Here is a 13,170-nt window from a genome sequence, read left to right on the forward strand (position 1 = left end):
GAAATTTCTCAGAACAAGGTGCCTGCACCGACTTCCGCAGCCCTTGCCAGCAACTGAGCACGACATAATAAGAAGCGATCGACAGGCACTAACCAGACGCATCGCTGCCATCCATTCGTGGTTTGCGGCACTATCGTTGTAACAGTTCCGCAGACTTAGACGAACCACCATGGACACAATTGACCGCTTGATCATCGGCGCCGGGGCCCTTGGCCTTGCCTGCGCAGCCCGCCTCGCCAAGCCCGGTGAAAGCACCCTGATTGTCGAACGTGAAAGACTCATCGGCAGCCATACATCGAGTCGCAATTCCGAGGTCATTCACGCAGGCATTTATTACGCCGCAAACTCGCTCAAAGCGCAGTTATGCCTGGAGGGCCGCGAACGACTTTACGCTTGGTGTGCGAAATATCAGGTGCCACATAAGCGCATCGGCAAGCTTTTGGTCGCAGTCAACGATGACGAGCGCAGCCAGCTCACAGCCATCGCCGAGAATGCCAGCGCCTGTGACGTGAATGACCTGCAAGCCATCAGCCAGCAACAACTGCACAGTCTCGAACCCGCCGTGCGCGGCGTTGAGGCGTTGTTGTCGCCGAGCACCGGCATTATCGACAGCCATGTATATTTGCAATCGCTACTCGCCAGCGCTGAACGCAATGGCGCGCAATTGGTACTCGACACGCGCATTGAGCAACTCGAACCCACGGCCAGCGGCTGGATTGTGCGTGGTGTGAGCTGCGGCGAACCCTTCAGCCTCAAGGCTCAGCAGGTGATAAACGCCGGTGGCCTGTTTGCCCAGCAACTAGCACAAAACACAATTGGCCTTAGTGCTGGTTTGATTCCGAAGCTACACCTGTGCCAAGGTCGCTATTTCGGCTACAGCGGCCGCTCGCCGTTTAGCCGCTTGATCTACCCAATGCCCGAAGCCAATGCAACCGGGCTGGGCATTCATGCCACTCTGGACCTCGCTGGCCAGCTACGTTTTGGCCCTGACACTCGCTACGTTGAGCATGTTGACTACAGCGTTGATGCCGGTTTGCTACAGCCTTTTGCCCAAGCAATCCGCCGATATTTTCCGAAACTCGACAGCTCTCGCCTTGTGCCGGGTTACAGTGGCGTCCGTCCAAAGCTGTCTGGGCCTATGGAACCGGCTGCCGACTTCGTCATCCAAACCTCTGCCGACCATGGTTTGGACGGGCTGATCAACCTATTCGGCATTGAGTCGCCGGGCCTTACTGCCGGCCTGGCAATCGCCGAACGCGTTGCGGGCGTTAATTTGTAACCCACGCAGCGCTATACTTACCCGTTTATATTTAAGCTAATGCATACAAGGAATCGGTCATGAAATCGCTCGGCAAAATCCTGGGTTTATTCTTCCTCGGACTGCTGCTGATCATTGTGGCGCTGGGCTTTGCCCTGACCCACTTGTTCGATCCCAACGACTATAAAGACGAGATCCGCGATCTCGCCCGCGAAAAAGCCAATCTGGAGTTAACACTCAACGGCGATATTGGCTGGAGCCTGTTCCCGTGGCTAGGCCTTGAGCTGACCGACGCAACCCTGGCCAGCGCCGACACCCCAGACAAGCCATTTGCGGACCTGCGCCTGCTTGGCTTATCCGTGCGTGTCTTGCCGCTGCTGCGCAAAGAAGTGCAGATGAGCGACATCCGCGTTGATGGCCTTAATCTCAACCTCGACATCGATGATAAAGGTCACAGCAACTGGGAAAACGTCGGCCATCCAAGAAAGACGGCCAACACAGTTGACGTCTCCGCTGCCAAGCCAGAATCAAACACTCCGGCAGCAACAAACCAGACAAGTGAACCGGTCAAGCTGGATATTGATAGCTTGATCGTCAACAGCGCCCGGATTAACTACCACAACGCTCAGAAAGGCCAACAGTTCAGCGCTGAAAGCATCCAATTGACCACCGGCGCGATCCAGGAAGGCACCAGCGTACCGGTCAAACTCAGCGCTTTCTTTGGTATCAACAAACCGGTGATGCGCGCCCGCACCGAGCTGCAAGGCGACTTGCGCTTTGACCGGGTCTTGCAACGCTATGAACTGGAAAACGCAAAAATCTCCGGTGAAGCATCCGGCGAACCCCTTAACGGCCAAACGCTGACCTATGCCTTGCAAGGTCAATTGACAGTCGACATGGCAGCTAACATCGCGCGCTGGAGCAGCTTGAAGTTGTCTGCCAACCAGCTGCGCGCGATTGGCGATATAGAGGTTACCGACCTGCGCAATAAGCCCAAGCTCAGTGGTGGCCTGTCTATTGCTGAAGTTAACCTACACCAGTTCCTGACAGGCATCGGCCAGAAACTCCCTGCCAGAAACGACGAAACCACCTTGGGCAAATTTGAACTGGTAACCCGCCTTAGCGGCAGCCCAACCAGCATCAAACTCAATGAAATGACGCTCAAGCTCGACGACACCACCTTCACCGGCGAACTGGCGGTTGATGATTTCGCCAAACAAGCACTGCGCGTAAAACTCAAAGGCGACAAACTGGACCTAGACCGCTACCTGCCGCCAAAGTCGAAAGAAGCCAGTGCACGAGATGCCGAGGTCAAGCAAAGTGTCGCCAAAGCTGGCAGCGCCGGCACTTCGGCACTGCCTAATGCGCCAACTCAGCAAGCCTGGAGCACCGACCAAGTGCTACCAATCGAGCGCCTGCGCAAACTCGACATGCAGGTTGCGTTGAAGCTTGATCATTTAACGGCAGACAAACAAAACTTCAGCGATGTCGACCTGCAGGCCAAAAGCCTGGGCGGCCTGCTGACGCTCGAAAATGCCAGCGGCAAGCTCGGTGGCGGCAGCTTTGTAGCCAAGGCGCGAGTAGATGTGCGTCCGGCTACGCCGGTGCTCAGCCTGCAAGGCACAATCAAGCGCCTGCAAGTCGAGCCATTTCTGACTACCGCTAAAAACAAGGCACCGGTTAAAGGCCTGCTCGACCTGCAAGCCAATCTGACCACGAATGGCAACAGTCAAAAAGCTTGGATCGAGGCACTCAACGGCACCAGCAACTTTGCTCTGGAAAACGGCGTGCTGGTCGACGCCAACCTAGAGCAGCAAATCTGCCAAGGCATTGCCACGCTTAATCGCAAGCAACTGACCCGTGAAATCAGTGGCAAGGACACTCCTTTTAAAACCCTGCACGGCAATCTGACCTTCCGTAATGGAGTTGCCAGCAATCCCGATCTGAAGGTCGAGGTGCCGGGCCTGGATGTAACTGGCGATGGCGACCTTGATCTGCGTGTGCTGGGCTTGGACTATCGCATTGGCGTCACCCTGCTCGGTGACACCCGTGCAATGCCGGACCCTGCCTGCCAGGTTAACGAACGCTACGTCGGCCTGGAGTGGCCGATTCGCTGCCGTGGCCCGCTTGAACTTGGCGCTAAAGCTTGCCGTCTCGATAAAGACGGCTTGGGTAAGATTGCAGCCAAATTAGCGGGCGAAAAACTCACTGAGAAGCTCGAAGAAAAACTCGGTGACAAAGTCAGTCCGGAACTGAAAGATGCACTCAAGGGCCTGTTCAAGCGATGAGTCCAGAGCAGTTTTCAACAGCTGTTCTGCAATGGTATGACCTGCACGGTCGCAAGGACCTTCCCTGGCAACAGGGCATAACTCCCTATCGCGTCTGGGTGTCTGAAATCATGCTCCAACAAACTCAAGTCAGCACTGTCTTGGGTTACTTCGACCGGTTTATGGATGCGCTGCCAACGGTGCGTGACTTGGCTGAGGCAGCGGAAGATGAAGTGCTGCATTTATGGACCGGGCTGGGGTATTACACTCGTGCCCGCAACCTGCAAAAAACCGCCAAGCTGGTGATGAGCGAGCACGGTGGGGAGTTTCCACGTGACCTTGAAGCACTGATCGCCCTGCCCGGTATCGGTCGCTCAACTGCAGGCGCGATTGCCAGCTTGAGCATGAACCTGCGCGCGCCGATTCTCGACGGCAACGTTAAACGCGTTCTGGCCCGCTATGTCGCGCAAGAGGGCTATCCCGGCGAACCCAAAGTTGCCCAGCAGTTATGGGATGTCGCTGAACGCTTCACCCCGCAACAGCGCGTGAATAACTACACCCAAGCGATGATGGACCTCGGCGCGACGCTCTGCACTCGCAGCAAGCCAAGCTGCCTGCTTTGCCCGCTTAAAACGGGCTGCCAGGCGCACCTGCTGGGTCTGGAAATCCGCTATCCGATCCCCAAGCCGCGTAAAGCGCTGCCGCAAAAGCGCACATTGATGCCGATACTGGCCAACCCCGACGGCGATATTCTGCTTTATCGCAGGCCGTCCAGCGGGCTTTGGGGCGGTTTATGGAGCTTGCCGGAGCTATCTGAGCTGCAAGAACTAGAATTACTCGCCAACAGTCATCAACTGGAAATGGGCGCGCGCCAACAACTCACCGAGCTCACCCATACCTTTAGCCACTTCCAACTTGCCATCGAGCCATGGTTGATCAAGGTCACCAAAGCCCCGGCAAGCGTGGCCGAGGCTGACTGGCTCTGGTATAACCTCGCCCAACCGCCGCGCCTGGGCCTTGCTGCCCCGGTCAAAAAACTATTGAAACGCGCGGCAGATGCCTTGAATGCAGGAGAACTGTCATGACCCGCACCGTAATGTGTCGCAAGCACAAGCAAGAACTTCCAGGCCTTGAACGCCCGCCATACCCAGGCGCCAAAGGTGAGGACATCTTCAATAACGTCTCCAAGCAAGCGTGGGATGAGTGGCAAAAACACCAAACCCTGCTGATCAACGAGCGTCGCCTGAACATGATGAACGCCGAAGACCGCAAATTCCTTCAAGCCGAGATGGATAAATTCCTGTCCGGCGAAGATTACGCACAAGCCGAAGGTTACGTGCCGCCTAGCGAGTAAATTTGACCAAGGGTGAAACTGATCAAAACTTGATCGATTTCACCCGAATTTACCGTAAGCGCCCGTTATCTTTAAATATTTTTCAAACCTTCGCTTGACATGCCTTCGTCAAATCCGTCTAATACGCCCCGTTGCCCAGATAGCTCAGTCGGTAGAGCAGGGGATTGAAAATCCCCGTGTCGGCGGTTCGATTCCGTCTCTGGGCACCACTAATTGATTTCAGGTGGTGTAAACAGCATCTGAAAGCCCACAAGAAACCCGCCTAGTGCGGGTTTTTTGTTGCCTGTAATTTCCTGCCCAGCCTTTGACTGCTCAAGTTATTTTGAGCAGAGCCCACCTCAGCCCGGCAAGCAGCGCAACCGTCGCCCGAAGAGCCATCACCAACAACCCGGTTAGCTGCATCAAATCCCTCGCGCCTTTTCACTTAGCTATATTCAATTTTCAAGATAATTTTTACCTTAAGATAAAAGAAAGCCAGTAAGATCAATAGATCCGTGCGATAGATTGTAGATATCACATTTACAAATCAGAGACATTTCCACATGCCTGATTTTTCACATTACGATCTCAAACTATTAAACCCTTCCTTCGACTCCCCCCTAGTCGATGTGCTCAGTGAGCTAGAACACCTTCGCCGCTTAAAGCTGGAAGGTGACACTCCACCTTCTGTTTTTTTTCAACTCAAGGCTATTTTTCATACGCTCGAGAGTTTGGGATCAGCGCGTATTGAGGGCAACCATACGACTCTCGCCGACTACATCGAAAGCAAGGTGGAGGGTACAGCGCAAGACAGCGACCAATTGCGCGAAGTGGCTAATATTGAAAACGCCATGAACTACATAGAAGAAATCATCAAGCCTGGCCTACCAATATCAGAACATACGATCAGGGAACTACATGCCATAACCGTGGACGACCTAGTTCGCGAGGGCGACAAGACGCCAGGCGCTTACCGTCAAGGCGCCGTGCAGATATCTCAATCGAAACACCTACCACCTGACTTTGTCCAAGTGCCCGGCTACATGCAAGAGCTGGTGGCGTTCATAAACCGGGAAGACTCCCCGAAATATGACCTTATGAAGGTCGCACTGGCTCACCATAGGTTTGGCTGGATACACCCCTTCACCAATGGTAACGGCCGCGCGGTCCGCTTATTAACCTATGCAATGCTGATTAAATACGGTTTCAACGTAAGTGCTGGTGGGCGCATCCTAAATCCAACCGCAGTGTTTTGCATCGACCGCGAACGTTACTACTCAATGCTTGAGACAGCAGACACAGGCACAAAAACAGGATTGGAAAACTGGTGCACATATGTGCTCGAAGGTATTCGCGATGAACTAGGGAAAGTAGATCGCCTTACTAATTACATTTATTTAACAAAATCGATCCTTAGCCCCGCCGTAGCTTTCGCACGCGAACGGAAATGGATCACGGACGCAGAGGAATCGGTACTAAATCTAGCCATAAAATTGCGAGTCGTGAAATCTGCCGACCTCGCAGACGCACTGCCTGAGCTATCAAATCATCAACGAACCTATCAAATCAGAAAGCTTGTAGATCAAGGATTGCTTCTCCCCATCAACGAGGGTGCAAGGCAATACACCATCGGGTTTTCAAACAACTACCTGATACGTGGCGTGATCAAGTCGCTCAGAGAGCAAGGTTTTATTCCCGAGCCGCTGGAAAAACCATAAATCCTTCGCGCCCATCGCCGTCGCACGCAAGCCCGTCGCCTATCGCTAGCATTGAGCGCTGTTGCTCGGGCATAATTTGCCTGATTTTGCAGTGTATTCAGCTCTTTAGCGCACATTTGCGCGCAGTACTCAGCAAATTGTTTTAGCGTAGACTCGAACAACCCTGTTTTAGCCTGTTGGATAAAACGCCAGGCACGCATGGTGTTTTTTGTATCTGCGCGACAGGCAACTGCAGTGATGCGACACCCTCGCGCACTCAGACACGATACCGGCTCTGGCCCGCTTGGCGCTCCATAAGACGCTGTGCTAGCTTGGCGCTTCAATAGGATGGCCAATTGATACTTGGCGCTAATCCAATAACAAGAGGACAACCCATGGCCGATGCAGCTGTCGCGCTGGAAATCCGCAACCTGCACAAGCGCTACGGCGACCTCGAGGTGCTTAAAGGCATCTCTCTCACCGCCCGTGATGGCGATGTGATCTCTATTCTGGGTTCTTCCGGTTCAGGCAAATCAACCTTTCTGCGTTGCATCAACCTGCTGGAAAACCCGCACAAGGGACAAATCATTGTTTCTGGTGAAGAACTCAAACTGAAATCCGCGAAAAATGGTGAACTGGTTGCTGCTGATGGCAAACAGATCAATCGCCTGCGCAGCGAAATCGGTTTTGTATTCCAGAATTTCAATTTGTGGCCACACATGAGCGTGCTCGACAACATCATCGAAGCACCGCGCCGCGTGCTGGGCCAGAGCAAAGCCGAGGCGATTGAAACCGCTGAAGCATTGCTGGCAAAAGTGGGTATTGCCGACAAACGCCACGTTTACCCCAACCAACTTTCTGGCGGACAACAACAGCGTGCAGCAATCGCTCGCACATTGGCGATGCAGCCAAAAGTTATTCTCTTCGACGAACCTACTTCGGCACTCGACCCGGAGATGGTACAAGAAGTGCTTAATGTGATCCGCGCACTCGCAGATGAAGGCCGCACCATGTTACTGGTCACCCACGAGATGAATTTCGCTCGTCAGGTTTCCAGTGAAGTGGTTTTCCTGCATCAGGGCCTGGTAGAAGAACAAGGAACGCCCGAGCAGGTGTTTGATAACCCTGACTCGATGCGTTGCAAACAATTCATGTCAAGCAATCGCTAACACGGAGCAACATTGGAATGCAAAACTACAAAAAGATCTTACTGGTTGCAGCCGCCACTCTGGCTTTCGGCACCAGCGCAGTCGCTGCAGACAAACTGAAACTCGGTACTGAGGGTGCTTACCCTCCGTTCAACCTGATTGACGCAAGCGGCAAAGTGGGCGGCTTCGACGTCGAAATTGGTCAAGCACTTTGCGCCAAGATGAAAACTGAATGCGAAGTCGTGACTTCCGACTGGGACGGCATCATTCCAGCGCTGAACGCTAAGAAATTCGACTTCCTGATCGCTTCAATGTCGATCACCGAAGAGCGTAAGCAAGCAGTTGATTTCACCGACCCGTACTACACCAACAAGCTGCAGTTCATTGCACCAAAAGACAAAACCTTCACCACTGACAAAGCCAGCCTCGAAGGCAAAGTGATTGGTGCTCAGCGCGCGACCATCGCCGGTACGTGGCTGGAAGACAACATGGATGGCGTTGTCGACATCAAACTGTACGACACTCAGGAAAACGCTTACCTCGACCTGTCATCTGGCCGTCTTGATGGCGTGCTGGCTGACACCTTCGTCAACTGGGAATGGCTGAAGAGCGATGCGGGCAAGAACTTCGAGTTCAAGGGCGATCCGGTATTCGACAACGACAAGATCGGTATTGCCGTGCGCAAGAACGACCCTCTGCGTGAGAAGCTCAACGCTGCTCTGAAAGAGATCGTTGCTGACGGCACTTACAAGAAGATCAACGACAAGTACTTCCCTTTCAGCATTTACTAAGCTGCTAGCTTTGCGCCGCCACTCACCTGGCGGCGCAAGCATCTGAGCCCTCATGAATTTTGACCTCTACGGATTCGGCCCCGCACTCGCTGCAGGTACCTTGATGACCATTAAACTGGCGCTTTCTGCGCTGGTATTGGGCTTGGTGCTTGGGCTGCTTGGCGCGCTGGCCAAAACATCGCCTTACAAGCCTGTGCAGTGGCTGGGCGCTACATATTCAACAATTGTGCGCGGCATTCCCGAACTGCTTTGGGTCCTGCTGATTTATTTCGGCACCGTTAGCATGATGCGCACACTGGCTGACTTTCTAGGCATTGAAAGCCTCGAACTTAGCCCCTTTGCTGCTGGCGTAATCGCACTCGGCATCTGTTTTGGCGCATACGCGACTGAAGTTTTTCGTGGCGCTATTTTAGCCATTCCCAAAGGCCACCGCGAAGCGGGCCAAGCGCTGGGCATGTCTAAACCGCGTATTTTCTGGCGTTTGATTCTGCCGCAAATGTGGCGCATCGCCCTGCCCGGCCTTGGCAACTTGTTTATGATCTTGATGAAAGACACAGCCTTGGTTTCGGTCATCGGTCTGAATGAAATCATGCGTCGCTCACAAATTGCCGTTACCGCAAGCAAAGAACCCTTCACCTTCTTCCTGGTTGCCGCATTTATTTATCTTGGCCTGACAGTCATTGCCATGACTGGCATGTACTTCCTTGAAAAACGCGCGGGTCGCGGATTTAGCAGGAGCGCCGCATGAACTGGGAAGTCATCATCAAGTGGCTACCACGCCTGGCTGAAGGCGCGGTACTGACCTTGGAACTAGTCGCAATCGCAGTCGTTGCCGGGTTGATTCTGGCGATACCAATGGGCATCGCCCGCTCATCGAAGAACCTGCTGGTTCGCGGCATCCCTTACGGCTACATCTTTTTCTTTCGCGGCACACCACTGCTGGTTCAGCTGTTTTTGGTGTATTACGGCCTTGCCCAGTTTGATGCGGTGCGCAATGGGCCGTTGTGGCCGATCTTGCGCGACCCGTTTTGGTGCGCAGTGATCACCATGACACTGCACACCACTGCCTATATTGCCGAGATTCTGCGCGGTGCGATTCAGGCAGTTCCCCAAGGCGAGGTAGAAGCTGCGCGAGCGCTTGGCATGTCACAAACCCAAGCCATGCTCCGTATCATTCTGCCGCGGGCCGCACGCATCGGCCTGCCAGCGTACAGCAACGAAGTCATCCTGATGCTCAAGGCCAGCGCCTTAGCCAGCACTGTGACCTTGCTCGAACTGACTGGCATGGCGCGGACGATCATTGCCCGGACTTACCTGCCAGTGGAAATTTTCTTTGCCGCCGGTATGTTCTATCTGGTGATTGCCTACGTCCTCGTCCAAGCATTCAAATTACTTGAGCGCTGGCTACGCGTAGACGCCTGCCAAGGCCGTTAAAATGGTGCAGGCCGCACGGGCCTGCACCCTTCATGAAGACACCGCAAATGCCATCACCCAACGATTTAGCCGAGCACTTTGAGGCGCTAAATCGTTTTCTTAGCGAGCATCAAGCACTCTGGCGACCGCGCCCATTCAGCGATCGCCCCATGGAGTGGGAGCAAACCCACCCACAATTAGCGACCTGGCTGCAAGCACGCAGCCTTGCCGATGCAGAGCAAGCACAGGCTGATCCGCACAGGCTAGAAGCCCCTGAACCCTTTGCGAGCCTGGCCAAACAAGCCCAAGCGTTGTGTCAGATTGCCCCGCTGCCACAGATAAATAGCCCTCAATTGCCTAACCGCTTGAGCAACGACATCCCCGGACGTAAGTGGCTGCAAATTCAGGCATTCGCCAGCAGCTTGAATTTTGACAAGCCAACAAAGCACTGGCTCGACTGGTGCTCAGGCAAGGGCCACCTTGGGCGATTATTAGCCCTAAAAGGCCAGCCATTAAGCTGTTTGGAATATGACCCCGAGCTTGTGGATAAAGGTGCGCAGCTCAGCCAAAAGCTGGGGATCAATGCCGAGCATATTGAGCAGGATGTGCTGGCTTCAGACGCGGGGAAATGGCTCAAAACCGAGCACACACCGGTGGCATTACATGCCTGCGGCGACCTGCATATCCGGTTGATGCAACTGGCGAGCGAAGCTGGCTGCGAGCAACTGGCAATCGCCCCTTGCTGCTACAACCGCATCAACAGCAGCCACTATCAACCGCTGTCTAAAATCGCTCAGGCAGGCAAACTTGAACTGTCTATCCAAGACCTCGGCTTGCCCCTCAGCGAGACCGTAACCGCCGGTAACCGAGTGCGTAAACAGCGCGATATTTCCATGGCCCGACGCTTGGCCTTCGACTGCCTACAGCGCGATATACGTGGGTTAGACGAGTATTTACCAACGCCTTCACTGGCGTCTGCCTGGCTTAACAAACCCTTCGCCGAGTTCTGTATAGATCTCGCCAAGCTGAAAGATATTGCGCCTCCGTCCGCTACAACCGACTGGGACAAACTTGAAGCCAAAGGCTGGCAATTATTAGCGCAGGTACGCAATCTCGAATTGTTACGCGGCCTGTTTCGCCGACCGTTGGAAGTCTGGTTATTGCTCGATCGCGCCCTGTATTTGTGCGAACGTGGCTATGCCGTTCAGCTCGGCACCTTCTGTTCGCGCGAGCTCACCCCGCGTAACCTTATGCTGGTCGCTGAGCGTATCGTTTCTGCCCACTGAAGCTGTGGATAACTTTGTTGATAGATTCTGCAAAACCCGCTCTAAAGCCGCTGCCATCTAACTGACAAAAAACCGACTATTTTCGACCAATAATTAATTACCAACAAAAACATAAGCTTGCATGACAGTGTGATGACAAGCACCTCTGACTAATACAAATTGATTAATTACTAACCAGTTGTGCATAAGAAATTCGCTGCTCATAGCTAGACGAACAAAAAACCCTGCTAAAAGCCCTTGTCAGCCAGAAACTTATCTATATAATGCGCCCCACAAATGCCGGTATAGCTCAGTTGGTAGAGCAACTGACTTGTAATCAGTAGGTCCCGAGTTCGACTCTTGGTGCCGGCACCATATACAGAAAGGCCCACAGCGATGTGGGCCTTTTTTTTGCCTAAAATTAGTGCGTACTGGATTTACGATATAGGTGTATCAATGAATGTCCGGCTTCATTAGACCACTACACACCTCTCCAACAAGTGCAGCGGATGCACTTTCACCCCCCCCAAACAACAACGTTGACCTATTGCTTTTCATGTAATAACGTAAGTTACATGAAAAGAGACAGCAAGCTTTCCGGTGTTCTTCACGTCCTTCTGCACATGGCAGAGGTAGACGCCCCAATCACGTCTGATGCATTGGCCAAGATCATGCAGACGAACCCCGTGGTGATCCGGCGGATCATGGCGGGGTTACGTGAACAGGGTTTTGTCAGTTCTGAAAAAGGTCACGGTGGCGGCTGGAGGATTTCCTGTGATTTTGCCGCCATCACTTTGGCGGATATCTACAGCGCTTTAGGCTCTCCCCAGCTCCTTGCCATGGGCAATCGCACTGAGGCGCCGGGCTGCCTGGTTGAGGAAGCCGTCAACGCTGCATTGAGCAGTGCTTTTGAAGCTGCCGAAGCGCTGCTGATGGCTCGACTTTGCCAAGTGACGTTGGCCAGTCTCAGTAAGGACTTCCATGCTCGCCTGCACTTGCACGGCGGAGGGTTTGATTTGGAGAAATCCCATGAACTATGACGCTATTGTCATCGGTGGAAGTTTCGCCGGATTATCCGCAGCCATCTACATTGCACGCGCACGCCGCACCGTCTGCGTGATCGACAGCGGTGCTCCGCGAAACCGCTTCGCAGGGGCGTCTCATGGTTTCTTTGGCCAAGATGGACAACAACCACAGGCAATGATTTCTGCGGCCAAGCAACAACTGGCCAACTACCCAAACGCGAGGATCATCAACGGTTATGCAACCGCTGCCGAGCAGATGAGCGATGGCTTTACTGTGCAACTCGCATCCGCTGAAGTGCTATGCGCGACTAAGTTGGTGCTGGCTTTCGGCGTCTCCGACGTACTGCCAGAAACTCCCGGCTTGGCCTCCTGCTGGGGTGTCAGCTTGTTGCATTGCCCGTACTGCCACGGCTACGAGTTTGCGAACAAACGCCTGGGCGTACTTTACGCAGGCCCCGGCTCCTATCGCCATGCCACATTGATCTCTGAGTGGGGGCCAACCACGCTGTACTTGAATGGCCATGATGATCCTGACCAGGATGCGCTGGCGGCGCTTACCAAGCGAGGCATTGCGATCGAACCTGCGGGGATCTCTGCGGCCATTGCTGAAGATGGCCAGCTTTCGGCGCTGCAACTCGAAGAGGGTCGCCACAGCAGCATAGACGCGTTGTACATCCACGCTCATACCAAACTCTCCAGCTCGCTCGCCGAGCAACTTGGCTGTGCTCTGGAAGATGGACCATTCGGCCCGCTGGTCCGCACCGATGCCAACAAACTAACCTCGGTTCCCGGCGTCTACGCAGCCGGAGACATTGCCCGTGCACCGCATAACGCAACTTGGGCCGCTGCAGACGGAGTAACGGCTGGCACAGCATTGCATCAGGCTCTGGTCTTCGACTGACCGAGCATCCAGCCGTCAGCAAACCCGCTTGAATCGCCCAAGGGCGACTCAAGCAATATGTGAGTGATTAGC

12 protein-coding genes and 2 tRNA genes are annotated in these 13,170 nt (G+C 53.9%); all 14 read left to right on the forward strand.

Translation table 11 applies throughout. The features are described from left to right. Nucleotides 1-169 precede the first annotated feature (169 nt). The 14 genes from ACN0UH_RS09830 to ACN0UH_RS09895 all read left to right on the forward strand — a co-directional run bounded on the left by ACN0UH_RS09830 (nucleotide 170) and on the right by ACN0UH_RS09895 (nucleotide 13,098). On the forward strand, nucleotides 170-1,279 hold the full coding sequence (locus tag ACN0UH_RS09830) for an NAD(P)/FAD-dependent oxidoreductase (RefSeq protein WP_417661888.1): 1,110 nt from the start codon (nucleotides 170-172) through the stop codon (nucleotides 1,277-1,279). A 59-nt stretch (nucleotides 1,280-1,338) separates the two neighbouring features. After that, on the forward strand, nucleotides 1,339-3,546 hold the full coding sequence (locus tag ACN0UH_RS09835) for an AsmA family protein (RefSeq protein WP_417661889.1): 2,208 nt from the start codon (nucleotides 1,339-1,341) through the stop codon (nucleotides 3,544-3,546). Beyond that, nucleotides 3,543-4,610, forward strand: coding sequence for an A/G-specific adenine glycosylase (mutY, locus tag ACN0UH_RS09840; RefSeq protein ID WP_417661890.1), 1,068 nt, complete (start codon nucleotides 3,543-3,545; stop codon nucleotides 4,608-4,610). The genes ACN0UH_RS09835 and mutY overlap by 4 nt, the downstream gene beginning before the upstream one ends. Then, nucleotides 4,607-4,879 carry an oxidative damage protection protein gene (locus tag ACN0UH_RS09845; protein WP_087518550.1) on the forward strand — a complete coding sequence of 91 codons (273 nt, stop codon included), beginning with the start codon at nucleotides 4,607-4,609 and terminating at the stop codon, nucleotides 4,877-4,879. The genes mutY and ACN0UH_RS09845 overlap by 4 nt, the downstream gene beginning before the upstream one ends. A gap of 133 nt (nucleotides 4,880-5,012) precedes the next feature. Then, nucleotides 5,013-5,088, forward strand: a tRNA-Phe gene (locus ACN0UH_RS09850). 333 nt (nucleotides 5,089-5,421) lie between these two features. Then, nucleotides 5,422-6,576 carry a Fic family protein gene (locus tag ACN0UH_RS09855; RefSeq protein WP_417661891.1) on the forward strand — a complete coding sequence of 385 codons (1,155 nt, stop codon included), beginning with the start codon at nucleotides 5,422-5,424 and terminating at the stop codon, nucleotides 6,574-6,576. A gap of 374 nt (nucleotides 6,577-6,950) precedes the next feature. Next, nucleotides 6,951-7,724, forward strand: a complete 774-nt coding sequence (locus ACN0UH_RS09860; RefSeq protein WP_417661892.1) for an ABC transporter ATP-binding protein — start codon at nucleotides 6,951-6,953, stop codon at nucleotides 7,722-7,724. 17 nt (nucleotides 7,725-7,741) lie between these two features. Beyond that, nucleotides 7,742-8,494 carry an ABC transporter substrate-binding protein gene (locus ACN0UH_RS09865; RefSeq protein ID WP_417661893.1) on the forward strand — a complete coding sequence of 251 codons (753 nt, stop codon included), beginning with the start codon at nucleotides 7,742-7,744 and terminating at the stop codon, nucleotides 8,492-8,494. Between the two features lie 52 nt (nucleotides 8,495-8,546). Further along, nucleotides 8,547-9,242: an ABC transporter permease gene (locus ACN0UH_RS09870; RefSeq protein ID WP_417661894.1), complete on the forward strand. Its 696-nt coding sequence runs from the start codon at nucleotides 8,547-8,549 to the stop codon at nucleotides 9,240-9,242. Further along, a complete protein-coding gene (locus ACN0UH_RS09875; RefSeq protein WP_417661895.1) occupies nucleotides 9,239-9,928 on the forward strand; it encodes an ABC transporter permease in 690 nt (229 codons plus the stop codon). The genes ACN0UH_RS09870 and ACN0UH_RS09875 overlap by 4 nt, the downstream gene beginning before the upstream one ends. A gap of 47 nt (nucleotides 9,929-9,975) precedes the next feature. Further along, nucleotides 9,976-11,193, forward strand: coding sequence for a methyltransferase (locus ACN0UH_RS09880; RefSeq protein WP_417661896.1), 1,218 nt, complete (start codon nucleotides 9,976-9,978; stop codon nucleotides 11,191-11,193). A 278-nt stretch (nucleotides 11,194-11,471) separates the two neighbouring features. Further along, a tRNA-Thr gene (locus ACN0UH_RS09885) sits at nucleotides 11,472-11,547 on the forward strand. Between the two features lie 200 nt (nucleotides 11,548-11,747). Then, a complete protein-coding gene (locus ACN0UH_RS09890) occupies nucleotides 11,748-12,212 on the forward strand; it encodes an Rrf2 family transcriptional regulator (RefSeq protein ID WP_417661897.1) in 465 nt (154 codons plus the stop codon). After that, nucleotides 12,202-13,098 (forward strand): NAD(P)/FAD-dependent oxidoreductase, encoded by an 897-nt coding sequence (locus ACN0UH_RS09895; RefSeq protein ID WP_417661898.1) that lies wholly within the window; start codon nucleotides 12,202-12,204, stop codon nucleotides 13,096-13,098. Before ACN0UH_RS09890 ends, ACN0UH_RS09895 begins: the two co-directional genes overlap by 11 nt. Nucleotides 13,099-13,170: the final 72 nt, after the last annotated feature.

This window comes from Pseudomonas sp., from assembly GCF_048265905.1.
GTDB lineage: Bacteria > Pseudomonadota > Gammaproteobacteria > Pseudomonadales > Pseudomonadaceae > Aquipseudomonas.

Excerpts from the sequence above, each read along its gene's own strand:
- ACN0UH_RS09890 (WP_417661897.1), top strand. The coding sequence starts at position 11,748 with ATGAAAAGAGACAGCAAGCTTTCCGGTGTTCTTCACGTCCTTCTGCAC.
- ACN0UH_RS09845 (WP_087518550.1), top strand. The coding sequence starts at position 4,607 with ATGACCCGCACCGTAATGTGTCGCAAGCACAAGCAAGAACTTCCAGGC.
- ACN0UH_RS09870 (WP_417661894.1), top strand. The coding sequence starts at position 8,547 with ATGAATTTTGACCTCTACGGATTCGGCCCCGCACTCGCTGCAGGTACC.
- ACN0UH_RS09835 (WP_417661889.1), top strand. The coding sequence starts at position 1,339 with ATGAAATCGCTCGGCAAAATCCTGGGTTTATTCTTCCTCGGACTGCTG.
- ACN0UH_RS09880 (WP_417661896.1), top strand. The coding sequence starts at position 9,976 with ATGCCATCACCCAACGATTTAGCCGAGCACTTTGAGGCGCTAAATCGT.
- ACN0UH_RS09895 (WP_417661898.1), top strand. The coding sequence starts at position 12,202 with ATGAACTATGACGCTATTGTCATCGGTGGAAGTTTCGCCGGATTATCC.
- mutY (WP_417661890.1), top strand. The coding sequence starts at position 3,543 with ATGAGTCCAGAGCAGTTTTCAACAGCTGTTCTGCAATGGTATGACCTG.
- ACN0UH_RS09875 (WP_417661895.1), top strand. The coding sequence starts at position 9,239 with ATGAACTGGGAAGTCATCATCAAGTGGCTACCACGCCTGGCTGAAGGC.
- ACN0UH_RS09830 (WP_417661888.1), top strand. The coding sequence starts at position 170 with ATGGACACAATTGACCGCTTGATCATCGGCGCCGGGGCCCTTGGCCTT.
- ACN0UH_RS09860 (WP_417661892.1), top strand. The coding sequence starts at position 6,951 with ATGGCCGATGCAGCTGTCGCGCTGGAAATCCGCAACCTGCACAAGCGC.
- ACN0UH_RS09855 (WP_417661891.1), top strand. The coding sequence starts at position 5,422 with ATGCCTGATTTTTCACATTACGATCTCAAACTATTAAACCCTTCCTTC.
- ACN0UH_RS09865 (WP_417661893.1), top strand. The coding sequence starts at position 7,742 with ATGCAAAACTACAAAAAGATCTTACTGGTTGCAGCCGCCACTCTGGCT.